22 protein-coding genes and 2 pseudogenes are annotated in these 25,437 nt (G+C 39.0%); 6 read left to right on the top strand and 18 right to left on the bottom strand.

The window, feature by feature from the left end; genetic code table 11:
- Positions 1 to 49 precede the first annotated feature (49 nt).
- The 4 genes from rsmA to AB3I27_RS09420 all read right to left on the bottom strand — a co-directional run bounded on the left by rsmA (position 50) and on the right by AB3I27_RS09420 (position 3,742).
- Positions 50 to 934, bottom strand: coding sequence for a 16S rRNA (adenine(1518)-N(6)/adenine(1519)-N(6))-dimethyltransferase RsmA (gene rsmA, locus AB3I27_RS09435; protein ID WP_002310145.1), 885 nt, complete (start codon positions 932 to 934; stop codon positions 50 to 52).
- The gene (rnmV, locus tag AB3I27_RS09430; RefSeq protein ID WP_061086258.1) at positions 927 to 1,496 is read right to left on the bottom strand and encodes a ribonuclease M5; all 570 of its coding nucleotides are present in this window, start codon (positions 1,494 to 1,496) and stop codon (positions 927 to 929) included. Before rnmV ends, rsmA begins: the two co-directional genes overlap by 8 nt.
- Entirely contained in the window at positions 1,489 to 2,265 is a 777-nt protein-coding gene (locus AB3I27_RS09425; protein WP_002315759.1) for a TatD family hydrolase, read from the bottom strand. The genes rnmV and AB3I27_RS09425 overlap by 8 nt, the downstream gene beginning before the upstream one ends.
- 154 nt (positions 2,266 to 2,419) lie before the next feature.
- Entirely contained in the window at positions 2,420 to 3,742 is a 1,323-nt protein-coding gene (locus AB3I27_RS09420; RefSeq protein ID WP_104760002.1) for an APC family permease, read from the bottom strand.
- A 174-nt stretch (positions 3,743 to 3,916) separates the two neighbouring features.
- On the opposite strand from AB3I27_RS09420, the gene AB3I27_RS09415 reads away from it, so the two are divergent.
- Together AB3I27_RS09415 and AB3I27_RS09410 are read left to right on the top strand one after the other, a co-directional pair.
- Positions 3,917 to 4,504 (top strand): hypothetical protein, encoded by a 588-nt coding sequence (locus tag AB3I27_RS09415; RefSeq protein WP_061086259.1) that lies wholly within the window; start codon positions 3,917 to 3,919, stop codon positions 4,502 to 4,504.
- A 149-nt stretch (positions 4,505 to 4,653) separates the two neighbouring features.
- Positions 4,654 to 4,926: a hypothetical protein gene (locus tag AB3I27_RS09410; protein ID WP_061086260.1), complete on the top strand. Its 273-nt coding sequence runs from the start codon at positions 4,654 to 4,656 to the stop codon at positions 4,924 to 4,926.
- A 54-nt stretch (positions 4,927 to 4,980) separates the two neighbouring features.
- On the opposite strand, the gene metG is transcribed toward AB3I27_RS09410, so the two are convergent.
- Positions 4,981 to 6,990: a methionine--tRNA ligase gene (gene metG, locus AB3I27_RS09405; RefSeq protein WP_002289325.1), complete on the bottom strand. Its 2,010-nt coding sequence runs from the start codon at positions 6,988 to 6,990 to the stop codon at positions 4,981 to 4,983.
- Between the two features lie 268 nt (positions 6,991 to 7,258).
- Between metG and AB3I27_RS09400 the strand changes: the two genes are divergently transcribed.
- Positions 7,259 to 7,537, top strand: a complete 279-nt coding sequence (locus AB3I27_RS09400) for a hypothetical protein (protein ID WP_002293582.1) — start codon at positions 7,259 to 7,261, stop codon at positions 7,535 to 7,537.
- A gap of 97 nt (positions 7,538 to 7,634) precedes the next feature.
- Positions 7,635 to 8,456, top strand: a complete 822-nt coding sequence (locus tag AB3I27_RS09395; protein ID WP_002293580.1) for an NUDIX hydrolase — start codon at positions 7,635 to 7,637, stop codon at positions 8,454 to 8,456.
- A gap of 282 nt (positions 8,457 to 8,738) precedes the next feature.
- Here AB3I27_RS09395 and AB3I27_RS09390 read toward each other — a convergent pair whose 3' ends face one another.
- The 5 genes from AB3I27_RS09390 to opp3b are packed head-to-tail and all read right to left on the bottom strand — an operon-like array spanning position 8,739 to position 13,765.
- A complete protein-coding gene (locus AB3I27_RS09390) occupies positions 8,739 to 9,749 on the bottom strand; it encodes an RNA-guided endonuclease TnpB family protein (RefSeq protein WP_002320387.1) in 1,011 nt (336 codons plus the stop codon).
- Between the two features lie 11 nt (positions 9,750 to 9,760).
- Positions 9,761 to 10,714: an ABC transporter ATP-binding protein gene (locus tag AB3I27_RS09385; RefSeq protein ID WP_002310132.1), complete on the bottom strand. Its 954-nt coding sequence runs from the start codon at positions 10,712 to 10,714 to the stop codon at positions 9,761 to 9,763.
- On the bottom strand, positions 10,704 to 11,774 hold the full coding sequence (locus tag AB3I27_RS09380) for an ABC transporter ATP-binding protein (RefSeq protein ID WP_002310131.1): 1,071 nt from the start codon (positions 11,772 to 11,774) through the stop codon (positions 10,704 to 10,706). The genes AB3I27_RS09385 and AB3I27_RS09380 overlap by 11 nt, the downstream gene beginning before the upstream one ends.
- 5 nt (positions 11,775 to 11,779) lie before the next feature.
- Positions 11,780 to 12,823 carry an ABC transporter permease gene (locus AB3I27_RS09375; RefSeq protein WP_002293574.1) on the bottom strand — a complete coding sequence of 348 codons (1,044 nt, stop codon included), beginning with the start codon at positions 12,821 to 12,823 and terminating at the stop codon, positions 11,780 to 11,782.
- Positions 12,824 to 13,765, bottom strand: coding sequence for an oligopeptide ABC transporter permease (gene opp3b / locus AB3I27_RS09370; protein ID WP_002293573.1), 942 nt, complete (start codon positions 13,763 to 13,765; stop codon positions 12,824 to 12,826).
- Between the two features lie 83 nt (positions 13,766 to 13,848).
- Between opp3b and AB3I27_RS09365 the strand changes: the two genes are divergently transcribed.
- Positions 13,849 to 14,196, top strand: coding sequence for a DUF3899 domain-containing protein (locus AB3I27_RS09365; RefSeq protein WP_172921407.1), 348 nt, complete (start codon positions 13,849 to 13,851; stop codon positions 14,194 to 14,196).
- A 69-nt stretch (positions 14,197 to 14,265) separates the two neighbouring features.
- Here the strand turns inward: AB3I27_RS09365 and AB3I27_RS09360 are convergent, their stop codons facing one another.
- Both AB3I27_RS09360 and aac(6') read right to left on the bottom strand, forming a co-directional pair.
- The gene (locus tag AB3I27_RS09360) at positions 14,266 to 15,927 is read right to left on the bottom strand and encodes a peptide ABC transporter substrate-binding protein (protein ID WP_002289796.1); all 1,662 of its coding nucleotides are present in this window, start codon (positions 15,925 to 15,927) and stop codon (positions 14,266 to 14,268) included.
- Between the two features lie 544 nt (positions 15,928 to 16,471).
- On the bottom strand, positions 16,472 to 17,020 hold the full coding sequence (gene aac(6'), locus AB3I27_RS09355; RefSeq protein WP_002293989.1) for an aminoglycoside N-acetyltransferase AAC(6')-Ii: 549 nt from the start codon (positions 17,018 to 17,020) through the stop codon (positions 16,472 to 16,474).
- A 178-nt stretch (positions 17,021 to 17,198) separates the two neighbouring features.
- On the opposite strand from aac(6'), the pseudogene AB3I27_RS09350 reads away from it, so the two are divergent.
- Positions 17,199 to 17,524, top strand: a pseudogene (locus AB3I27_RS09350) (glycerol dehydrogenase); the annotation flags it as partial.
- Here AB3I27_RS09350 and AB3I27_RS09345 read toward each other — a convergent pair.
- From AB3I27_RS09345 to AB3I27_RS09320, 6 genes and pseudogenes are all read right to left on the bottom strand, one after another.
- Positions 17,521 to 17,728: pseudogene (locus tag AB3I27_RS09345) on the bottom strand (hypothetical protein). The pseudogenes AB3I27_RS09350 and AB3I27_RS09345 overlap by 4 nt on opposite strands.
- Positions 17,718 to 18,785, bottom strand: coding sequence for a 23S rRNA (adenine(2503)-C(2))-methyltransferase RlmN (rlmN, locus tag AB3I27_RS09340; RefSeq protein ID WP_104760174.1), 1,068 nt, complete (start codon positions 18,783 to 18,785; stop codon positions 17,718 to 17,720). Before rlmN ends, AB3I27_RS09345 begins: the two are co-directional and overlap by 11 nt.
- A gap of 233 nt (positions 18,786 to 19,018) precedes the next feature.
- The gene (locus tag AB3I27_RS09335) at positions 19,019 to 21,466 is read right to left on the bottom strand and encodes a DNA translocase FtsK (RefSeq protein WP_002310128.1); all 2,448 of its coding nucleotides are present in this window, start codon (positions 21,464 to 21,466) and stop codon (positions 19,019 to 19,021) included.
- 188 nt (positions 21,467 to 21,654) lie between these two features.
- Positions 21,655 to 23,091, bottom strand: coding sequence for a glycoside hydrolase family 1 protein (locus AB3I27_RS09330; protein WP_104760175.1), 1,437 nt, complete (start codon positions 23,089 to 23,091; stop codon positions 21,655 to 21,657).
- Positions 23,092 to 23,957: 866 nt separating this feature from the next.
- Positions 23,958 to 24,773 carry an amino acid ABC transporter substrate-binding protein gene (locus AB3I27_RS09325; RefSeq protein WP_002310125.1) on the bottom strand — a complete coding sequence of 272 codons (816 nt, stop codon included), beginning with the start codon at positions 24,771 to 24,773 and terminating at the stop codon, positions 23,958 to 23,960.
- Between the two features lie 18 nt (positions 24,774 to 24,791).
- Entirely contained in the window at positions 24,792 to 25,427 is a 636-nt protein-coding gene (locus AB3I27_RS09320; RefSeq protein WP_002314089.1) for an amino acid ABC transporter ATP-binding protein, read from the bottom strand.
- Positions 25,428 to 25,437 lie beyond the last annotated feature (10 nt).

Below are 25,437 nucleotides of genomic sequence, written 5' to 3'. Positions count from 1 at the left end.
ATTGCTCCTTGTACCTCAGAGTTAAATGGCAGGCTCACAACCTCTTTTTTTACTGCTTATTTTCTGACATCGCATTGCTTAATGCGGCAAATTCTTGTAATGACAACGTCTCTCCACGACGTTTTGGATCGATTCCAGCCGTTTCCAAGCTTTTTGATAACCATGTTTTTGTCTGATCATCTTTGCCATACGAATGCTGCAAATTATTCCAAAGCGTTTTTCTTCTTTGCTGAAATGCAGCTTTTGTCAATCGGAAAAATGCTTTTTCGTCCGTCACTTCTACTGCCGGTGTATCTCTTCTTGTCAGTTTCAAAATCGCTGAATCTACATTTGGCTGAGGGACAAATACTGTTTTTGGTACGATGAAGGCTAAACTGGCTTCCATATAATATTGAACAGCAATCGATAATGAACCGTATGCTTTCGTTCCTGGTTCAGCAGAGATTCGATCAGCTACTTCTTTTTGCATCATGACGACTAATTCATCTACGACCAAATCCGATTCAAGAAAATGCATCATGATGGGCGTCGTAATATAATAAGGTAAATTTGCTACGACTTTTAACGGAAGCTCTTCATGAAATGTTTCTCTTACGGCTGTTGATAAATCCGTCTTCAGAATATCTTGATGTATGATGGTCACATTGTCATAGGGTTGCATCGTATCAGCCAATACAGGGATCAAACGATCATCAATCTCAAATGCTACGACTTGCTTTGCATGCATCGCTAATTGTTCTGTCAATGCGCCGATTCCTGGCCCAACTTCGATCACGTTCGTTCGTTCATCTATTTGCGCAGTTTCTACGATTTTTCTTAAAATATTTGGTTCAGTGAGAAAATTTTGTCCTAAACTTTTTTTAAATGAAAAACCATGTTTCAATAAAATCTCTTTTGTTCTAGAGGGTGTCGCGATTTCACGATATTCACTCATGTTGTTCCTCCACTATTTTCATTGCTTGTGCGAGCTCTTTCGGCGTGATACGAAACATCTTCAAACGTTTTTTCAATTGTTTGCCATTCGTATAACCGATACGCAACTCATCACCTAGTTTTTCTCGTTTTTCTTTTGCTTGTGCTCCAGCTATTAAACCATAGTCTAAAAGGTCTTGTCTAGTGATTTCAGAAACAGCCGTTTGGGAAATATCTGGCGTCACAACCTTTTTCAATGCTTCTAAAATAGCAGCATCACTTGCATGCTCAACACCAAGACTTCCCTTTTTCTTTGGTTTAGCTTGTGTACGCGGTAAAAAAGCATGTTTTGCTTGGGGAACAGCTTCCATAATGATTTTTCTTATTTTTTCTCCTGAAAAATCAGGGTCGGTAAAAACGATCACCCCTCGAGTCTCTTGGGCATGTTCAATTTGCATCAGGATATCTTCATTGATAGCAGAACCAATCGTTTCTATCGTATCTGCATCAACTACTTCCCGAAGCCTTCTTGTATCGTCTTTTCCTTCAACGACTATAATCTCTTGAATCTTCATCTTATCCATGTTCGCTTAGACCAAATAATCGGTGCGCATTTGACCATGTTTGGGCAGCCACTTCTTCTGTTGGCAGATTCCGAAGTTCAGCAATCTTTTCTACTGTATAACGAGTATAGCCTGGTTCATTTCGCTTTCCTCTAAAAGGAACTGGTGCCAGATAAGGGGCATCTGTTTCCACAAGTAATCGTTCGATTGGTACATTTGTTGCAGCCTCTTGGACGTCTAATGCTTTTTTGAAAGTGACGACACCGCTAAATGATATATGCATCCCTAAGTCAAGAAATCGTTTTGCCCATTCATAATCACCGCTGAAACTATGCATGATTCCACCAATATCTCGAACATCTTCTTCTTTTAGGATTTGATACGTGTCTTCAAGTGCTTCTCTAGTATGGATACTGATTGGAAGGTTCATTTCTTTTGCGATAGCAATCTGTCTGCGAAATACTTTATCTTGGACTTCTTTCGGGTCTTCCATCCAATGATAATCCAAGCCAATTTCCCCTAATGCTACAACCTTTGGCAAAGTCAATTGTTCTTGTAATTTATTTTCGATTTCTTTCGTATAACTGCCAGCCTCTGTCGGATGCCAGCCGATAATACTGTAAATATTTGGATAGTCATGGCTTAATTGCAAAGACTTTTCAATCGTTGGCGTATCGAATCCCACGACCGCCATTTTCGTTACCCCCATTTCTTGTGCTCGCTGAATCGTTTCTGGAATATCTTCATTGAACTGCTCAGCATTTAAATGGGTATGAGAATCAAATATCATGTTTATCTCTCCTTTTCATTCTTACTTTAGCACATAAGCACTGCTTGCAGAAGTAGCAAAAATCAAAATAGAAGAACTTGTTTTGTTGAAATAGAAAAAGCACGAAGATCCAGAGGACTTAGTTCGTACTTTTTCTGTCTGTTGTTGAAATATTTTACTCTTCTGAGCGTTTTTTCTTTTTTTGATAATAGACTGGAATACCAATCAAGGTAACACCTATACCGATCAATGCTAATTTCGTTTGCGTCATCATCGTCATACCTAAAATGAAAATAGCACCGAGAATCGCAATAATCGGAACGATTGGATAAAGTGGTACTTTATATGGGCGTGGCAATTCCGGCGCTTTTTTTCTTAAAATAAAGACACCGATAAAAATCAGTAAACTGAATAGCCACATCACAAAAATCAACATGTCGGTTAAAAAGTCGAAAGAACCAAGGCTCATCATAATACAAGCTACTGCTAACTGGAAAATCGCAGGAACATAAGGTACCGTAAATTTCTTTGAAAGCTTTGTCAGCTGTTTGCTGAAAGGTAGCTCGTCTTCCAAAGCCATCGCATAAGGCACACGAATCCCAGTTAAGGTATACCCATTCAATGCCCCGTATACCGAAATCAAAATCCCAATAGTGACCAGTTTTCCGCCGATTTCTCCAAAAATGACGTCTGATGCTTCAGAAGCTGCGTTCAAATTACCGGCAAGATGATCAATCGGCAGAGTTTTCAAGAAAACAAAATTGATCAATAAATAAACGACAGTGACAAAACTCAGCCCTAGTATAATCGCTTTAGGCAAATCTTTTTCCGGCCGTTTCAATTCACCAGCCATTGCGCCGACGCCTAACCAGCCGTCATAAGCAAACAATGTTGCTAGCAACGCACTGCTCAAGCCTTCGACAAAAGTAACCTCTTTTCCAGCTTCGATTGGAAATAGCTGAACAGTTCCTTGTCCTGGTGTCAATAATCCCCATACGACAATCACGGCAATTGGTATCAATTTAACAATCAGCGTCACTGATTGTACAGACGCACCGACTTTTGTTCCTAATAAATTCAATCCTGTCACAGAAACAGCGGTAATCACTGCAATCAACAAAAGATAGTCGGTAGATAATTGTAATAAGTTCGTCAATTGTGTCGCAAAGATAATCGATAATGCAGCAATATTAGCGGGGAAATAAATCAAGCTTTGCGCCCACCCTAATAAAAAGCTGGGCAGCTTTCCATAAGCTGCTTCAATATATTTGACAGCTCCACCAGTTTCTGGGATCGCTGTAGCTAATTCAGCCACTGTCAATCCAGCACAGATCGTTAAGAAACCACCCAAAAGCCAAGCTAGTAATGTCAAACTTGTAGACTGCGTGCTTGCAGTAACAGCAGCGGTTTTAAAGAAGACCCCTGCGCCGATCACGGTTCCCATAACGGTAGCTAATGCGCCAAACAGATTGATTTCTCGTTTTAGTTTGCCTTTCATTCCCATCCTCTTTCTTCTTTGAAATTTGGTATAATTTTCAGTATAACTGAGAATATTTTAATTTACCATTCTTTTTTCTCCACTTTCAATGAAAAACTCCCTCTTAAGACGGATGTATTTCCTCTTTATTTTGCGTATACTAAACCTACCTTTTCCACGAAGGAGGAACAGTTTATGGATTTTAAGCGTTCTTATCCGAAATTAGCAGATTATTTATCCAACCGAATCGATTTTTCTCGTAAAGAACAGCAGCAGTCCTGTTGGCATTGGTTCACGTTGATTTTATTTGGATTATTGACCATTGCGACATTATCACAAAAATTGATATTGCTGACGGTGTTCATCGCAATTGTTGCATTGATCAAAGGTCCCGTGATGATTTTGTGGGGGATGTTGTATTCCTTTCTAGTGGGGCTATTCCCACCTATCGGTATTTTGCTTTCAGCGATTTTCTTTTTGTTGAACATTGGAACATTTACAAAGAATTGGCGGATGACCTTAGTAGGAATCTATTTTTATTTTTATCCCTTCGGAGTGATGGCACTTCGTGAAATCATGCATTGGAATAATCATTGGTTTTCAGCTGGTGCCTTGCTTTTAGGATTGATCTTGCTTCATGTGATGTTGACGAAACTGTATCAGCGTTATGGTATTGGAAGAACGATTTTCTGGTACGTCTTTTCGATTCCATTTGCACTGCTTACTGCTCTCTTGCCAAGCCGTTTGAAGACAAAAATAAAAGGTTATCATAAAATCAAATAATAGGATTTTTACAAAATAAAGAAAACAATCATCGATTTTGACCTCGATGATTGTTTTCTTTATTTTGAATACTATTAGTAGATGTAAACAAATTATTGCTTTCAAAATCCTTGGATGTAAGAGACAATAAAATAAAAAGGAGTATCCAGATGAATCAATTAAAAACCGCCCGTCCACTTATCATTATGTTGCTTCTTTCTGTCTTTACGATTCCTATTAGCCTTTTTCTTAATTGGCAGACAGATGAAAGGATCACAAATATTTTATTCAACTATTCGCAGCCACTTTTTCTTTTGTTTTTAGGAAGCTGCAGATTCCATCGGTGGGTAAAGCTCGTCCTTCTTTTTATAGGATACAGTTTATATGGTTATATGTGTCTTTATTATATGATTGGCTTCCATAATCACCATTGGGGCAATTGACAGGAACAAAAAAAACTCGCAAGCAGCATTGTCTTGCGAGTTTTTCTTATGATTTTATGCGATCTCTGAGCCATTCGGCATGGATTTTGGTGCTTCAATCACTTGTAAAGAGCCATCTGGTGCTTCTGCGGAAAGGATCATTCCTTGACTGATCTGTCCACGCATCTTTCGTGGTTTCAGATTTGCGACGATCACTACTTTTTTCCCAATCAGTTCGCTTGGATCAGGATAGAATTCAGCGATTCCTGACAAAATTTGACGATCTTGGCTGTCTCCAGCATCTAGTCGGAATTGCAACAACTTATCTGCCCCTTCTACTTTTTGGCAGTTGATGACTTCTGCTACTTTTAGTTCTACTTTTTCAAATACATCAAATTTGATTTGTTTTTCTTTCGTTGAAACAAGTTCTGTTTCTTCTGGATCCCATTTGACTGTATCTTCGTTTGTTTGAGTACCTTCAGACATTTTTTCTTGGATAAAAGCAACTTCTTCTTCCATATCCAAACGTGGGAAGATTGGTGTACCTTTTGCAACTACTTTTGTTCCTGAAGGGAATTCGCCAAAATGCAGTCCTTCAAGATTCATCGTTTCAGAGTCCAATCCTAGTTGATTGAAGATCTTCTCTGGCGTTTCTGTCATGATTGGTTGAAGTAAAATCGCGGCGATACGCAAGGATTCAGCTAAATGGATCATGACACTATTCAATTCAGCTTTCTTTTCTTCGTCTTTTGCTAATACCCATGGTTCTGTTTCGTCAATGTATTTGTTTGCACGAGAAATCAGCACCCAGATTTCAGCTAACGCTGTATTGAATTCCATTTTTTCCATTGCATCATGGTAACGTCCGACAACGTTAGCAGCCGTCGTAGACAGTTCACTGTCAAATGGAGTGACAAGTGAGGCATAATCAGGAACGAGACCATCACAATATTTGTTGATCATAGCAATCGTACGATTCAATAAGTTCCCTAGATCATTTGCCAGATCATAATTGACACGAGAAACAAAATCTTCTGGTGTAAAGACGCCATCTGACCCAAATGGCACAGCACGAAGCAAATAATAACGGAGTGCATCTAAACCATAACGTTCCACAAGCATTTCAGGATAAACGACATTTCCTTTTGATTTAGACATTTTTCCATCTTTCATCAATAACCAGCCATGACCAAATACTTTTTTAGGTAGAGGCAAATCAAGAGCCATCAGCATGATTGGCCAATAAATCGTATGGAAGCGAACGATTTCTTTACCGACCATCTGAACATCTGCAGGCCAGTATTTTTCGAATAGACTTTCATCCTCGGACCCGTAGCCTAGTGCAGTGATGTAATTGGACAATGCATCGATCCATACGTACACCACATGTTTCGGATCACTCTTGACTGGTACCCCCCAAGTAAAGGTTGTTCGTGAAACTGCAAGATCTTCTAATCCTGGTTTGATAAAGTTGTTGATCATTTCATTTTTACGAGATTCTGGTTGGATGAATTCGGGATGTTCTTCATAGTATTCCAACAGACGATCTGCGTATTTGCTCATGCGGAAGAAGTAAGATTCTTCTTTTACCAATTCTACTTCGTGTCCGCTTGGCGCTTTACCGCCGATCACATTACCTTCATCATCTTTGTACACTTCTGCAAGTTGTGTTTCTGTAAAGAATTCTTCGTCAGAAACAGAGTACCAGCCTTCATATTCACCTAAGTAAATATCTCCCTGTTCTAATAAACGATCAAATATTTTTTGAACAGCTGCTTTATGGTAATCATCTGTCGTACGAATGAATTTGTCATAACTGATATCAAGCGTTTTCCATAATTTTTTGACATCAGCCGCCATTTTATCTACGTATTCTTGCGGTTTTACACCTAATTCTTCTGCTTTTGTTTCGATTTTTTGACCATGTTCATCCACTCCAGTGAGATAAAACACATCAAAGCCCATCAACCGTTTATAACGAGCAATTGCGTCACATGCAATTGTAGTATATGAGTTGCCGATATGAAGTTTGCCGCTTGGATAATAGATTGGCGTAGTGATATAAAAAGTTTCCTTTTCTGCCACGGGGCTCTTCCTCCTTTATCGCATGATGCGAATTCGTTTCCTTGCTAGTATACCATAAAAAAAGCATGCTGTTAGCTTTTTTTCAAAATGAAAAAGTCTGGATAAATGACTTGTTCTCTACGATGACTCCCTCCTTCAAAAGGAAGGACAGAGGGAATAAATGCTATTTTTCATCTTGTTTCATGTTTAGTCGGAAACGGCTTTTTATTTCTTTCCTGACTCGTGGTATAATAAAGACTATCTATTTTAGTAAGGGACTGGAACGATCATGCAGAAGAAACATCTTTTTTTTACACTTAGTATTGCTTTTCTTTCATTAGCACATTTGATATTCAGCTATTTTTATATTCGTATGTATGGTTATTTTAACCTTCATGGGCATTTGAACAGTTTCATGACAGTCGCATGGCTTTTACGTTTTGTCATTGACGCATATATCGTTATTTGCGGCTTCTTTGCCGTTCGTGAAGAGCGGTATAAAGTATTGCCGTTTTATCTGCTTTTCTTTTTATTCAATCTAGTACTTCCATTTATTTTTCATATTTAAGGAAGAACCAAGGATTTTTCAAGTAAATCCTTGGTTTTTTTTCAGAGTCTGCTACAATAAGGTAAAAAGTACTTTTAATGTCAACGGAGGTGGTCTGATGAACCGATTTGCTTCTAAAGAAGAAGAAAAATTATATTATGAACATGAAGCAAGTGAAGAAGATTTTCTTAACTGGTATCAAAAACAGGAACGTCCAGAATATGACAAGCCCTCTTTGACTGTTGATATCGTACTGATGTGCTATAACAAAGAAGAAGATCAGCTGAAAGTATTGCTGATCCAAAGAAAAGGGCATCCTTATCGAAATTCATGGGCATTACCTGGTGGTTTTGTTCAAAAGGATGAGTCAACTGGAGAAAGTGTCTTAAGAGAAACAAAGGAAGAAACTGGTGTAGTTATCTCTAAAGAAAACATTGAACAACTGCATACATTCAGCACGCCTAATCGAGATCCGCGCGGTTGGGTCGTCACAGTCAGCTACTTAGCTTTCATTGGAGAAGAACCGCTGATCGCCGGAGATGATGCTAAGGAAGTACGCTGGTTCACATTGGAACGTCACGGCAACAAGATCAATTTATCGAGCGGAGAAGTGGCTATCTCACTTGACTTAGTCACTGGAGAGTCTTCTGGCAAAGATACTTTAGCTTTTGACCATAGTCAAATCATTTTGAAAGCATTCAACCGTGTAGTCAATAAAATGGAACACGAACCGCAAGTTTTGCAAGTTTTAGGTAAAGATTTCACGATTACAGAAGCTCGAAAAGTATTTGCAAAGTTCTTAGGAATCGATTATAAAACGATCGATCATTCCAATTTTAAGAAAGCTATGCTCCAATATTTCGACGAGATTGGCGAACGTCCTGTAGGAATCGGTCGCCCTTCAAAAATCTATCAGCTCAAGCCGGGACATCATGAGTAAGGATTGTGAAGAAAGGGCTCCGTTCTGAACACTCAAGATAAATGGAAAGCCGCTCTTTGTGTTTTGCGTTTTTCGCTCCATACTTTGGCATATCAGTAAAATTCTTCGAATAAAAAAATAACAATAGCAGAAAAAACTCGTACGAATTTTTTCTGCTATTGTTTTATTGGTTTGTCATAATTAGTGAGCTTTTCTTCAAAAGAAAATTCCTAGAAACAAAAGTCAATCAGACTTTTTATTAACAAGGCGAACCCTAACGCTCCTGTCAGTTTCATTCATTTTTTATTCCTTAATGACCGAATGCCTGCCTAGTTGTTCTAACACTTGGCTCTTTCTTACAAAATTGCTTTCTTCTGCTCCGTCGGTATTGATCAAAAGAAATTTTTTATTATACCATTGGGACTTATAACGCAATTTTGTTATTAATTTATGCCAGTCATGAATAGAAAAATCAGCATGTGCATCTTCTTTTGGAAAAGATTCTACAAATAAGTAGTCATATTGTTTGACCAATTTCCCAGATAATTGTTCAAGATAATCTTCTCGCTGGTTCTTTTGTTTCAGATAAAGATCCATTACTTTTCTCTTTTGTTTCTGATAATTGCTTGCCTGATCTAACCTGGTCTTTCTATGGTGAGCGGAGCGGACTTTTACGCTTAATTTCCGCTGTGCATGCTGAAGTTTTTCTTCTGTCTGGTCAAATTTTGGTAAAGTTACTTCTATGGGATGCGATGTTTCGATCAATGTTTTTGGATGATAGGCAATCCCAATCCATTTAGCTGACGATTCTTTTTTTATTGATGAAACATCACAAAGTAGTGCGACATAGAACTCTTCATTATATCGAGCAGAAATCGTAGCGGAACGAATCGTGCCTTCGACTGGACGGTGCTGGTTTATCTTGATTAGTTCTTTTTGTTTTGGTAATTTTAAGTGGCCGTTTTTCAGATAGACCGTATGAGTTTGATTATTCGTCGTATAAGATTGCCACATACTTTTTTTCGTTTTAAGCTTTGGGAAGCTGGCACGTCCCTTGAAATAATTGCGAAAAGCTCGGTCCAAATTAAGCTGTGCATTTGCTAAAGCAAGACTGTCTACCTCTTTTAAGAATGGGTATTCTTTTTTTAACGTAGCAGGCGTGAGCGAAAAATCGACCACTCCTGTTTGTTGCCAACTTTTCTGCCGTTCTTTCAGCAAATGGTTATAGGTAAATCGAACACAGCCAAAAGTACGGATCAATTGCTGTTTTTGTTCTTCTGTCGGATACATACGGAATTTAAAAGCTTTTAGCATCTATGTCCCTCCTAGTTAGCAACCAGAAGAGATTCCTTTTGTCGTTTTAATTTTTTTGCGTAATATGGGACTTCCTGCTCAGTTGCATAGACAAAATGTTCTGGTGCGATTTCACGAAGCTGACGTACTTGTCCGTCATCTGGTTCGGGTTGATATTTGATTCTTCTGCGCTTTCTCTCATGATCTGGATCTGGCAGAGGAATAGCAGATAACAAACTTTCTGTATAAGGATGGACACCGTGATTATAGATTTCATCACTTTTTCCCATTTCTAATAACAAACCGTTATGCATTACACCGATTCGGTCGCTGATATGTTTAACCATTGATAAATCATGCGCAATAAATAGATAGGTCAATTGATGTTCTCGTTGGAGATCTTGCAATAAATTGACAACTTGGGCTTGGATGGAAACATCTAATGCAGAAATCGGTTCATCGCAAATGATAAATCGCGGTTTTACTGCTAATGCTCGTGCAATACCAATACGCTGGCGCTGTCCGCCTGAAAATTCATGGGGATAACGAGTGCCGTGGCTCGGATTCAATCCAACGGTTCTTAATAGATCATCGACTTTTTTGGCACGTTCCTCTGGTGATTTAGCTAACCCATTGACATCAATTCCTTCCGCAATGATATCTCTGACTTTCATCCGAGGATTCAACGAAGCGTATGGATCTTGAAAGATCATCTGAACATCATGTCGGAATTTCGTCAATCCTTTTTTGTCTTTGATCTTCGTTACATCTTGACCGTCGAATAATATCTCACCGTCAGTAGGTTCATTCAAACGAATGATCGTTCGGCCAGTAGTGGATTTTCCGCTTCCAGATTCGCCTACTAAACCAAATGTTTCTCCTTCATAGATGTGAAAGCTGATGTCATTTACAGCATGTACTTCATTCTTTTTTCCTACATTGAAATACTGTTTCAGTCCTTTAACTTCAAGTAGTTTATTTGGCATCAGCAATTCCTCCTTGACCATAAGTATGTTTTTGTTTCTCTTTAAAAATAGCCCAGCGACGTTGGATTTCTCCTGGCGGCGTCACTTTAGGCGCTTGTGGAGCAAGTAGCCAAGTTGCTGCCTTGTGTGTTTTTGATAGTTCAAAAAATGGCGGTTCTTGTTCTGCATCGATTTTCATCGCGAATTCATTTCTTGGGTAGAATGCGTCTCCTTTTGGTGGATTCAGTAAATCCGGTGGAGAACCAGGAATGGCATACAATCGGTCGTTCGCACTGTCTAATGTCGGCATTGACCCAAGCAGTCCCCAAGTATAGGGATGTTGCGGGTTGTAGAAAATTTCTTCGGATGTTCCAACTTCAACGATTCTTCCCCCATACATAACAGCTACACGGTCAGCAACGTTCGCTACTACACCAAGGTCATGAGTGATAAAGATGATTGATGTATCGATTTTTGTCTGAATTTCTTTCAGTAGTTCCAATATTTGTGCTTGGATAGTCACATCAAGTGCTGTTGTAGGTTCATCAGCAATCAGAATTTCCGGATAACATACCAGTGCGATCGCAATCACGATCCGTTGGCGTTGACCTCCTGAAAACTGATGGGGATAACTATTGATACGTTTCTCAGCTTCAGGTATACCAACTAATTTAAGCAGTTCTAACGCAGCTTTTTGTCCCTCTTTTTTCGAAACTTTATTATGCTTTCTAAGTGACTCAGCAACTTGTTTCCCAATAGGCATCGTTGGATCTAAAGAGGTCATTGGATCTTGGAAAATCATTGCTATTTCTTTTCCGCGGATTTTTTGCATCTCTCTTTCTGTCTTTTCAACGATGTCTTTACCTTTAAAAAGGATTTGCCCAGCATCTATATTGGCATTGCTCGACAGCAAGCGCATGATGCTTCTGGTTGTCACTGATTTTCCGCTTCCAGATTCCCCAACGATCGCCAATGTTTCTCCTTTATTTAAATGAAAATTGACACCGCGAATCGCTCGTACCTTTCCAGCATACGTATCAAAAGAGATTTCTAAGTCTTTCACTTCTAAAATTTTCGTCATCGTCCTCACTCTTTCATTTTAGGATCAAAGGCATCACGCAATCCATCAGCAAGTAAGTTAAAGCCAATCATGATAACCGATAAAGTTACTGCCGGAATCCATAATAGATAAGGCAGATACAGGAATGTCTTGTACCCTTCGCTCAACATCGTTCCTAATGAAGCTGACGGAGGCGTAAGACCTAAACCGATAAAACTTAAAAAGGCTTCGAAGAAAATAGCAGATGGGATGCTAAACATCATTTGAATAATAATGACACTGGAGATATTCGGCAAAATATGTTTGAATGCAATTTTCATTCTTGACTCACCTAATGTCAATCCAGCTAGAACATATTCTTGATCTTTTAATTTCATTGTTTGTGCACGAACGATACGTGCCATTGGTATCCAGTTTGTGATGGCCATAGCAGCCACGATGGAAAAAATTCCTGGTTCGAAGACGACCAACATCAAAATCATGACAACGAGGTTTGGAATTCCTGACAAGATTTCCAAAAAACGTTGCATCGCATTATCGACACGTCCGCCTAACAAACCAGATATTAACCCGTAAGCTACCCCAATCGTTACATCTAGTAATGCAGCAATAAATGCGATCAGCAACGAGATTCTCGTTCCCATAAATAAACGGCTTAATACATCACGGCCCAAACCGTCTGTTCCTAAAAAGAAACTTACGTTTGAAGGAACGTTTGCTTGAGCATATTTATCAACCAGTTCTCCGCCGACCATTGCTTTTCCATTCAATCCATCGATATTGATTCCCGGAATACGAGGAGGCAAATTGATATAAGCCACGTTTTGGGCAGTTGGATCATGTGGCGAAACAAAGATCGTGACCACAGAGATCAAAATGATGACCAACAGTAAAAACATTGAAATAACGGCAGCTTTGTTTTTCTTTAAACGGCGCCATGAATCTTGGATAAAATTCAAAGAAGGTGCAGTAATCTGCTCACGTTCTTCTTCGGTATTTTTTTGTAATGGAAGAAACTCATCCGCAGGAATATCTGCGACTGTTTCATAACGCTTGGGTGTCATTTCCATTTATCCTCGGCTCCCTTCTGAAACACGAATTCTTGGATCAACTAGACCGTACAGCAGATCAACGATCAAAATAACAAAAATCAACATAAATGAGTAAAGAATCGTTACAGCCATGATCGTAGGATAATCATTTGTTGTGATCGACTTAACGAATTGTTCACCGATACCAGGAATAGCAAAGATATTTTCTACCACCAGTGATCCGGTCATCAATGCGACAGCCAAGGGTCCTAATAAAGTCATCAATGGGATCAAACTATTTCGAAGACCATGTTTAAAGGCGATTTCCCAACGGCTCAATCCTTTTGCTTTTGCTAATTCCACGTAATCACTATGCAGTACTTCCACCATTTCCGTCCGGATAAATCGAGCAGAATCAGCAAGCGGCGACATGGCCAATGCAATTGTCGGCAAGATCGTGTACACAAATCCATCCCATTTTGCGATTGGTAAAACTTGTAATTTGATTGCAAAGATATATTGTAGTAAAACAGCAAATACAAAGTTTGGAATGGAACGACCTAATATTGCTACAAGTGTAGAAGATGTATCTGCCCATGTATTTTGCTTCATGGCAGAAATCGTTCCTAAAATCGTTCCTAGGACTGTTCCAAAGATAATTGCCTGTAACCCTAATTGCAAAGACGGTCCGATTCTTCCAGCTAACAAATGTGCGACTGGCTGGTTTTTAAATTGGAAGGAAATTCCAAAATCTCCTTGAAGCAAATTAGAAAGATAAATCCCATATTGTACGATAACTGGTTTATCCAAACCGACTTGTTTATTTAGCATCTCGATTGTTTCAGGACTCAAACGTTCCTGATTCGTATATGGCGTGCCCGGCAGCAATTGCATCAAGAAAAAGGTGATTGTTGCAATTAACCAAAGCGTGATGATCATGAAAAAGACACGTTTTAATACATATTTGATATAACTATTCACTAATGTTTCCCCCTAGCTTTTGACTTCTGACAGATGTTTCGCTACATTATTAGATAATGAACCAAAAATAAAGGAGCAATCAAATGAAAAAAAAATCTATCCCCTACGCAGTAGCTTTTCTACTGATTCTGGTTATTTTAATAAAAAACGTCATCAACCATTCCTTTACACTCATTCAATTATCTAATGATCTATTCTTATGGTCATTGCCGTTTCTGATTATCGGCGGTTTTTTATGGGTCTTTTCTTCGGGTTTCTTCGATCATTTTCAGCGATCGGTCCATCTTGCACGAACAAGGAACCGAAAGAAAAAACCAGAATTTTCCTTGCTCTCGTCTGCCAGCTACGGTATGTACAGCTTTTGGCTGATCATTGCCGGAATACTAATTGCTCTTTCTGCTATTTTCATGCTTTTTTCTTTGTTAGGATAAGTGAATATGAGAACGAGGTTGCGACATTTGCCGCAGCCTCGTTTTTTCTCATGCTCACGGTATTAACGATTATTCTTCAACGTATGTCCATTTGTAATCCCATGAAGCGCCTGCAGCATGGTGAACGATACCTTTGATTTTTTCATTCACTAGGTGACCTTCTGCTTTTTGGTACACCGGAACGACACCCATATCATCAGAGATGATCTTGATTGCTTTTTGGAAATCATCCCAACGGGCTTGTTCATCGCCAGCATCTGTTGATGAAGCTGCTTTAACTGCTTCGTCATATTCTGCATTGCTCCAACGACCACGGTTGTATGAATTACCTGTGACAAACAAATCAGTAAAGCTGCTTGGGTCTGCATAGTCAGCAGCCCATCCGCCTAGTACTGCGTCAAAGTCACCCGAAGTTGAGCGGTCAAGACGCACAGAGAATGGAACAGGTGTTGGTTTGACTGTTACGCCATCCAAGTTTTCTTGGATTGAGTTTTGAACATATTCGATTACTTTTTTCGATGAATCATCATCAGAAGCCATCAAATCAAATTCTAAAGAATCAACGCCCAATTCTTTTTTCGCTTTTTCCCAATATTCTTTTGCCTTATCTTTGTCATAAGAAACTAATTTTCCAGCTTCTTTTGCAAAGTCTTCGTTCGTTGTTGGACTTTTTACCATATCTGATGGGATCAATCCTGTAGAGACAACTGATCCGTCACCTAGTACTTGTTTTACTAAAGCTTCACGATCGATTGAATAAGAAATAGCTTTTCTTAGGTTCACATTGTTGAATGGTGAATTCTTTTCACGTTGGTTGAATTCGATATAGCTTGTCCGTGCTTCTTTAACAGAAGTATAAGCTGGATCGTTTGCGTTTTGCTGTGCTAATTCACCAGACAAGATCACATCATCTGCTTGGCCATCTTTGAATAAGTTCAACGCAGTAGAAGATTCTTTTACTACACTGACTTTGATTTCAGAAAGTTTTACTGTGTCTTTGTCCCAGTAATGGTCATTTTTCTTATAAGTCCATTCTGTATCTGTTCCTGGTCCATCGAAATCTTCTAATGTGAATGGTCCATTATAAACAGCTTTATCACTTGCAGATGCATAGGCATCCCCATTTTCTTCCACTACGGATTGTTTTTGTGGGAAAAATGATGGGAAAGCAAGCAGGTATTGGAAATATGGTGTTTGTTTCGTCAATTTGATTTCTAATTCATAGTCGCCAACTGCTTTGATCCCTAGTTCTGATTTATCTTTCTTTCCAGCTGTGATGTCTTCTGCGTTTTCAACTGGCGCATACAGGTAAGCATATTCAGAAGCTGTAGCTGGGTCTACTGTTCGTTGCCAGCCATAAACATAATCCGCTGCTGTAACAGGATCACCGTTTGACCATTTTGCATCTTCTCGTAATTTGATTTTGTAAGTTAATCCGTCTTCACTGACTTCTGCCAACTCGCTAGCTCCTGCCGGCTGTGGTTTGCTGTCTTCATCAAGACGGTAAATTCCTTCATAAACGTTATTCAATGCTGTAAAACTGATTGTATCTGTTGCAACTGATAAGTCAGCTGTAGGCATTTCTTGAGGCACGACTAAGTTAAATACGCCTCCTCCATCTGCAGAACCGCTTTTTGCTGAACTACTGCTTGTGGCTGAACTGCCGCCATAACATCCAGCAAGTACAAGGCCGCATACCGCAACCAAACCAAATGTAAATTTCTTTTTCATTTTACGTACCCCTTTATTGGAATTTTCAGAATAATTAATATTTTCTGAAGTTGTTTAAGAGTTTAATGAATAATTATTAAAAAATCAACACTTTTTTTTTGTCTTTTACATAAAATAATGATTTTTTCGTGAGGTTTCAAGGAATTTTTCAGAAAAAATAGCTTTGTACAAGGTTTTCTATTGCCTTTCAGTAGCCATTAAATAATTTTTGTTATATTGTCTATTATTGCCATACAAAGATAAAAAAGAATAAAAAAAAGGAACTGTGACAAAAGTCTTTTCACAGTTCCTTATCCGAATAAACGGTGTTCTCCTGCCAACTCCTCGGTCACAAGTCACAATAGTCATCAAACATGAGAAGCTGTTTTTTGAAATTGTTCCTTGTGACTCAGAGTGAAACGGCAAGTTCCCGACCTCTGGGTAAACGGTGTTCAATCAGCTGACCCTCGATATTCGCTCAACAAACGGCAAAATATGAAGAACTATTTTTCCGTTTGTTGAGCTAATACTCAGGTCAGGACGCTGATTTCACAACCTCTTTTTATTATTGAGAATCTGGTCGAGGAATAATCGTTTTTGCCATCCAAATATCCGGTTTGTCCCAACCATTTGCATTTGGTAAGACACCTACGATTTTATAACCTAATTTTTCATAGAACTCATACGGATGTTCACGAAGGTTCTGGATGGAAGCCACTTTATCAAACGTATGCTCATACAGGTCCGTTTGACTTAACGTTGTTCCATGGTCTAAATCATCCGTACCTAAATAAATCGTTATTCCTCCTCTGGAAGCTACTTCTTTTTCTAAGTAATTGACTAATCGAGTACCTATTTGGTTCTTTCGTCGAGAGCTTTCTACAACTAATGGATGCAATTCCCAACCTGTGATACCGTATTGAGGGATTGCACCAATAAATCCTACTAACTCATCTTGGTCTACCGCTGCTACCGCGATTCGTTCTGGATTCATCATTTCTTCTACTTCTTCTGCCGAGCTGTCTCCATATTCTTCCGGCCAAGTCAGTCTCAGTAAATCAGAAAGCTGGTCTTTCAATACTGGATTATTACGGTCAAATTCACTGATTATCATACGTCTTCCCCCTTGTTCTTGCTTATTCTAACAGTCCTTTTGAAAAAACGAAATGTTCTCGCTCAAATTCTTTAGCAGTCAATTATTTCTCTAGCAAACTAATCGGCTGCCCTGCTTATAAAGCAAAAAAAACTCCAGAAATACTATTTCTGCTAAGGTACACATATTCTATTGCAGTACGACCTCTAAAAAAAATGGAGGGATACCTTCACGGAGCATCTGTCAGTTATGGTGTACTGACCTTATTGATGATGGATCAGCAGTTCGATTTGTTTGATAAAATCTATGTGTTTATGAAAAAAACAACTTCCAGTATCGTTAACCGACATGAATCTCAATATCACGACCGATTTAGAAGCAATCTTAGATAAAGCCATGACCACAAATGATATCAAACACGTGCCTTATGAAATCTCCCGAGAAAAATTTAAACAGGCCATTCTTGACGTAGAAACTTATCATGCTACACAAGAAAGCCAGCAAGGATATAAGAAAATCAGTTAAATAATTGCTAAAACCCCCATCAAGCAGGCTGTCATCAAATTGACGACATTTCTTTGCTTGATGAGGGCTTTTCTTGTCAAAAAACGCTTTATAACTTTCGCTATAGAATCTTTTCACTTATTTAAGTTGGACAGTTCCTTAATTAATAAAACTGCTCCTTTTATGGTAATTGAAAAAACAAAGCAGGCTACGATTATTTGGCAGCTGTTTTTTTCATTTGCTTGCTTCGCAATTGTCCGCAAGCTGCATCAATATCTGTACCATGTTCTTTACGTATCACACAGTTTACGCCGTTTTTCTTCAATACATCATAAAATCTCAATACATCAGCTTTTGGACTGCGAGAATATTGATCATGTTCACTGACTGGATTATATGGAATCAAGTTGACATATGCTAACTTTTTCTTATCTTTTAATAGATCTGCTAATTGTTGCGCATGCTCTGGTCTATCATTTACTTGATTCAACATGATATATTCAAACGTGATTCGACGGTTTGTTTTCTCTAAATACTCATCCACAGCTTCCATCAATTTCTCAATTGGGAAACTTCGATTGATCCGCATAATCGATGTTCGCACCTCATTATTCGGCGCGTGCAAGGAAATAGCCAGATTTACTTGCAAGCCGTTATTAGCGAATTCCTTGATTTTGTGTGCTAAGCCACTAGTAGAAACTGTAATATGTCGCGCACCAATCGCCAATCCTTTGGCATCATTAATAATATGCAAAAAGTCCATTACATTGTCGTAATTATCAAATGGCTCACCGATTCCCATTACGACGACATGGGAAACACGTTCGCCAAAATTGCGCTCATCAAAATAATGTTGAACCATCATGATCTGCGCGACGATTTCTCCAGCGGTCAAATCACGGTTCTTTTTAAGCAACCCGCTTGCACAAAATGTACAGCCGATATTACATCCTACTTGTGTGGTCACGCAAACGGACAAGCCGTATTCTTGTCTCATTAGTACGGTCTCGATCATATTTTTATCAGGAAGTTCAAACAAATATTTTACTGTACCGTCCGAAGCTTCTTGGACGACCATTTGTTTCAGAGGATTGATGATAAAATGTGCCGATAATTTTTCTATCAATTGTTTTGATAGATTCGTCATTTCTGTGAAGTTACTTACACGTTTTTGATACAACCATTCCCAAACTTGGGCAGCTCGGAATTTTTTCTCACCGTTTTCTATAAACCAATTGATTAATTCTTCATTCGTCAAGCCATAGATGGATTGTTTTTCCAAAGTATTTTCCCTCTTTTTCTCAAAGTTTCGCTACATACTATACATGATTCGTTTAGTTAATGCAATACTTCACAAATAAATCGAATAGAACTTTCATCTCATAAAAATCAAAAAAGACAAAACATCGTACCGTATTAGAAAAGATGGGAAAAAAGCCATTTTTTCTCTTGGTATCATCATGTCTTGTCTTTTTTATATAGTTATTCGTTTTTCAACCGTTCATTGAACAAGTTTTACATATCATTATCTTCCGGCAGTGGTTCTGATGTTTCCTCTTGATCAATGAATACTTTCCGAGGCTTACTTCCTTCTGATGGGCCAACAACTCCATGAGCTTCCAGTTCATCTACGAGTCGAGCGGCTCGGTTGTAACCGATTCGAAATCTTCTTTGGAGAAGGGAGATACTTGCTGTTTGCATTTCAACAACAAGTGCTTTTGCTTCCTCAAACAGCTCATCTTGTGGCTGTTCTGGGGCACCTGCCGTTTCAACTTCATCTGTCGGCATCATTTTCTCTTCATAATGAGCTTCTTGCTGATCTGTAACAAATTGAACGATCCGCTCCACTTCATGGTCAGAGATGAACGCTCCTTGCACACGGATAGGTTTATTCTCACCCATTGGCAAGAACAGCATATCTCCTCGCCCTAAGAGCTTTTCTGCTCCATTAGAGTCGATGATCGTCCGAGAATCTGTACCACTTGATACAGCAAATGCCATTCTAGAAGGTACATTTGCTTTGATGATCCCTGTGATAACATCCACACTTGGACGTTGAGTAGCTAGGATCATGTGGATGCCCGCTGCCCGAGCCATTTGCGCTAAACGAATAATCGCATCTTCGACTTCGTTGCTAGCTACCATCATCAAGTCAGCTAATTCATCTACGATTACTACGATGAATGGTAAGGTTGGATGTTTCGTTCCGTTTTCTAAGTTTTTCTGCTGAACAAATTCATTGTAACCAGAAATATTTCTTACACCAGTTGCCGCAAATTTTTCATATCGTTCTTCCATTTCTTGTACTACTTTTTGTAAGGCTTGTGCCGCTTTTCTAGGGTTCGTTACGACCGGCGTCAACAGATGAGGTATCCCGTTGTACATATTTAATTCAACCATTTTCGGATCGATCATCATCAGTTTTACTTCATGGGGCTTAGCACGCATCAATATACTTGTAATGATCCCATTGATTGCTACTGACTTCCCACTACCAGTCGAACCAGCTACAAGTAAGTGAGGCATTTTCGAAAGATCAGCCGTTTGTACTCGTCCAGAAACATCACGTCCTAAGGGTACTTCCAGTAATTTATCTGGATGGTTTGGCTGAGCTTCGATGATTTCTCTAAAGGAAACCATACTGATCTTTCCATTTGGTACTTCAATACCAATCAGTGATTTACCTGGGATCGGCGCTTCCATCCGAACATCTTTCGCTGCTAAAGCAAGTGCGATATCATCTGTTAAGTTCACGATTTTACTTACTTTTACCCCTACAGCTGGTTGGACTTCGAATTTTGTGACGGATGGGCCTAAACTAGCTTTGACGACCTTAGCATCCACACCGAAACTTTGGAAAGTTTGTTCCAATACACCGATATTTTTTTCAATTTTTTTATACTCATCACTTTGATCCACAGTTGGTATAGAATCAAGCAAGTCAACTGTCGGCAATTCATAATCTTGATTTTCCTGTTCTGCTTCGATCTCAAATTCTAATGAGGTACCGTCATCCTCTGGCAACTCATTAGCATAACCTTCTGCTGTATTGGTCTGTTTTGGTGTATCTGGGACTGGTTTTTCTAGATTCGCAGGATGGATATTTTCTTGAAAACTGTCAATTGGAACAAAACTTAACTGCTCAGGTTCGGCATTTTCTTGTTCCTGCCATTCATCAGGAGTATTTTTCCTTTGCTGGTTCACAGCTTTTTTCTTCTCATATTCTACTGCTTCTTTTTCTGCTGCTTCTTGTGCCGCTAAGCGTCTCGCTTCTTTCGCTTCTGCACGCTGTTTCATTCTTTCTTCCTTTGCCGCTTGCTTTTGAGCTTGCTTGGCAGGATCACCTTCCAATAATTCCTGTACCCGTTCTCCAATTGATTGGATACCATTCAGCAGCTGATAGCCTTCCAAATTACTGAACAAGAATGCTCCACCCGCCAGTAATAGAATGGCTACTAAATAACTTCCAGGCTGTGCAATCAAGAAATAAGTGAAATGATAAAGAATTGCTCCAATCATCCCTCCGCCAACGTTATTATCTACTTGACTTTGTTTTATATCGCTAGCCAATAAGTCCCATGTCGTCCCCATGATATTTGGTTCCCCAGTATGGAGTTTGCCGAATAAATGGGCATGTAGCAATAATAAGATACCGAAATAAAAGAGTATACCGCCAAACCAGCGTCGGTTTTTGCCAATTGAAAACTCTGTATTCTTAATGACAATCCAAAATCCTAATACGGCTAATAAAAGACAGAGGATTTGGTAAGTATTTCCTGCAATGATCCGAAAGCCGTTTGCAATCAATATTCCTAAAAAACCTAATTTTAAAAAGCCGAATACAGCAAATAGAATCAAGGCAAATCCAACACCAATCGTCAGCATTTGTTCTTGCTGCTGTTTTTGCTTTTTCGTTTTTTTCGTCTTTTTCCTTTTCTTAGTAGGCCGTTTCTTTTGTGCCATTTATTATCCCTCATTTCATCAAGTTTCATTATACAAAAAAAAGCAAGGGAACTAAAGTTTTGTTTGAAAGAACTGACGCTTTCTTTCATTTTTCAGCTTATTTTACAGTTTTTCTTAATTTCTAAATGATTTTATCAAAAAAAGGCACGGCCATATCCAGCCGTACCTTCTTGTTTTAAGCATGAGAACTAAAGGTTCTCTCCATTTTCTTCAATCAGTTTTTGGTACCAGTAATAACTGTCTTTCTTATATCGTTCCAAAGATCCTTCTTGTGTTTCATCTTGATCGACATATACAAATCCATATCGCTTTTGATAACCGTTCAGCCAACTCAGCAAATCTGTATAAGACCATGTACAATAGCCTAATACTTCTGCGCCATCCGAAATTGCTTCTTTGATTGCTTTGACATGGCTTTGTAAGTAATGGATTCGATAGTCGTCATGGATTTGTTTGTCTTCTGTCAACTTGTCATATTCTCCTAAGCCATTTTCCGTGATCAGTACCGGCATGCGGTAACGGCTTGTGATACGACGCAATCCGATCCTTAAGCCTTCTGGGTCGATCTCCCAGTCCCAATTTGTTCGTTCGACAAATGGATTCTCAACTTTTTTATACATTCCAGGAACCCCTGTTTCTTCTGATGAACCTTTTTTCCCAGTCGTATTCATTTTTCCTGCTCCAACCCCATCTAATGGATTGAATGCATTCGTCGCTGTTTGATAGTAATTGATCCCAAGGAAATCTGGCTTGGCTGATTCTAGCAATTCTGCATCGCCCGTTACAATCGTTGGCGCCCATCCTTTTTCTTCTAAGAATCTCATAGCAGCAATAGGATATTTACCCCACATGTAGACATCCATCCAATAATTGGCCATCAGATCTTCTGCATTTTCGGCTGCCAGAACATTTTCAGGATTACTGTCGATTGGATAATTTGGCGTATACGCAAAGCTTGGTCCGATTTTTCCAGGCATTTCTAACTCATGGAATTTGTTGATGACAGATGCATTTGCTAGATTTGCGATATGGTTGACTTCATACATTCGTTTTGGATCCGTCACGCCTGGCGGATGTGCTGCTAATAAATAGCCTAATGAAGTAAAGATATTTTGTTCATTCAAACTAATCCAGTAATGGACTTTCCCGCGGAATGCCTCAAATAATGTTTCTGCATAATTAGTGAAATCTTCAATGATTTGACGTGATTCCCAACCATTATATTCATCTTGCAATGCTTGTGGAAGATCCCAATGATACAAAGTCAACATAGGCTCGATACCGTTTTCGATCAATTCGTCGATCAATCTCTCATAAAAAGTGAGCCCTGCTTGATTGACTTCTCCTCGTCCATTAGGAAAAATCCGTGTCCAAGCTACAGAGAAGCGGTAAGCTTTCAGACCTTGTTCTTTCATTAAAGCAATATCTTCTTTATAACGATGATAGTGGTCTACTGCCAGATCACCGTTTGTTCCTTTAAATGTCTTTCCTGGAATCCGAACAAATCGATCCCAGACTGATTCGCCTTTCCCATCTTCTTGCCAAGCTCCTTCTACTTGATACGCTGCAGATGCAGAGCCCCACAGAAAATCTTTTGGAAATGAGGTAAGTTCTTTGTATTCCATTCATCTCTTCCTTTCCTATAACCTTCAATCGTTCCTCTTTTAGAATAACACGAAACCCCTTCCACAACAAAATAAAATTATGTAAAGGAAGTTGTGAAAGAAGTGGTCAGCTTCAAGAAATAAGAAGGAATTTACGAAAATTGCTTCTCAAATTTTTGTGAAATTTCGGCTTATTTTTCGAAGAAGGTACTTCTGGAACACCGTGTATAAGAGGTTGTGAAATCAGCGCTTTGTCCTGAGTATTAGAGAAACAAACGGAAAAATAGTTCCTCATATTTTGCCGTTTGTTGAGCTAATGCCGAGGGTCAGCTGATTGAACACCGTTTAAGAAAAAGGTTGTGAAAAAGTCGCTTAGTTTCGAGTATTAAGAAAAATTTTGTGGAAATGGCTTTCTACATTTTTGCATAAATTTGGCTTAATACCGAGAAACTGGCTTTTGAACACCGTTTAAGGAAGAGGTTGTGAAATCAGCGCTTTGTCCTGAGTATTAGAGAAACAAACGGAAAAATAGTTCCTCATATTTTGCCGTTTGTTGAGCTAATACCGAGGGTCAGCTGATTGAACACCGTTTAAGAAAGAGGTTGTGAAAAAGTCGCTTAGTTTCGAGTATTAAGAAAAATTTTGTGGAAATGGCTTTCTACATTTTTGCATAAATTGGACTTAATACCGAGAAACTGGCTTTTGAACACCGTTTAAGGAAGAGGTTGTGAGCCTGCCGTTCAGCTCCGAGTCACAAGGAGCAATTTCAAAAAACAGTTTCTCATGTTTGTTGAATATCGTGACTTGTGACCGAAGAGTTGGCAGGAGAACACTGTTTATTCGGAAAAAGGGACTGGGACACGTCTTTTGTCACAGTCCCCTATTTGTTAATTTCTCGGCGTGACATCTTCACCAAACCATTTATTGGAGATTTTTTGGAATTCCCCTGTTTTTTCTAATCGATCAAATGCTTCATTTATTTTCTTCACTAACGTATCATCTGACTTACGCACACCAACCGCAAAATCCTCACTTTCGTAAGAGCCTTTTGTCATGTTGAAGTCTTCTAGTTCGTTTCTTTGTTTCAAATAATAGTCCGCATATACTTTATCCATCAGCAAACCATCAATCCGTCCGCTTTTCAGATCAATCAGTGCTTCATTAAAACTATCGTACAAAACAGCATCTTGGTTTTTGACTCTCTCTTTTAACACTTCTGGTTGTTTCGTAAATACATCATAACCAGATGACCCATTTTGCGCACCTAATCTCTTATTTTTCATTTGCTCAAAGCTTGTGATTCCTGATTCTTTAGGTGTGATCAGCACTTGATCATTTTCCATATAAGGTTTTGTAAACTGCACTTTCTTTTCTCTTGCCGGTGTCTTGGAATAGCCATTCCAGATCAAGTCGATTGTTCCATTGTTCAGTTCAAATTCCTTCATCGACCAGTCAATAGGCTGAAAGTCTACCGTAATCCCATATTGTTCAAAGACTGCTTTGGCTAAATCAATATCGAATCCTGTAAGCTTCCCATCTTTATCTCTAAATCCCATAGGAACAAATGTATCGTCCAAACCTATAACGATTTTTTTCTCTTCGTTGATAGCCGCCCAATTATCTGCTGAAGCCTTTTTATTCGAACAGCCTGCAAAAAGAAGAAGACCTACGAGCAAAGCGAATAGAAAACTGATTTTTTTCATCTCTATCTTCTTCCTTTCTTAATGAATTGGGGAAACTTTTAATAGTTGATCACCGACATTTTCTGCAAATACGAGATCATGGGTGACAATGATTTGGGTTACCCCGTCTTCTTTCAATGATAGGATCAAACGCTCGACTTGCTGACGCAACTCAGGGTCTAAAGCACTCGTTGGTTCATCATAAGCCAATACCCGTGGATTCATGGCCAATGCTCTAGCAATCGCTACCCGTTGTTTTTGTCCGCCAGAAAGCTGATAAGGATAGTTATTCAATAAATCGCTAATCCCTAATGAAGCCGCTAATTCTTCTGCTTTTTTGGTGTATTCTTCTTTTGTCTGTTTCAATACCATTTTCGGTGCTAAGGTAATGTTTTCAAAAATATTCAGATGTGGAAATAGCTGGAAGTCTTGGAATACGACTCCTACAACTTGTTCTTTCATTTTAAGTTCGAATGGATTGAACGGTACACCGTCTAAATAAAATTCTCCGCTGTCAGAGCTTTCTAAGCCAGCCAAGATACGTAAAAGTGTGGTTTTACCGCCACCGGAAGGACCTACGATAGCTAATGTTTTCCCATCTGGAATGATTAGATCCAAATCTTTGATTATTTCTTTTTCACCAAATGCTTTGTTCACTTTCTTCAATTCAATCATACTTCTTCCT

Source organism: Enterococcus sp. C46 (assembly GCF_040887565.1).
GTDB classification, from domain to species: Bacteria; Bacillota; Bacilli; order Lactobacillales; family Enterococcaceae; genus Enterococcus_B; species Enterococcus_B lactis.
Note: the sequence above shows the minus strand (reverse complement) of the source record. Positions and strands in the feature narration are given on the sequence as shown.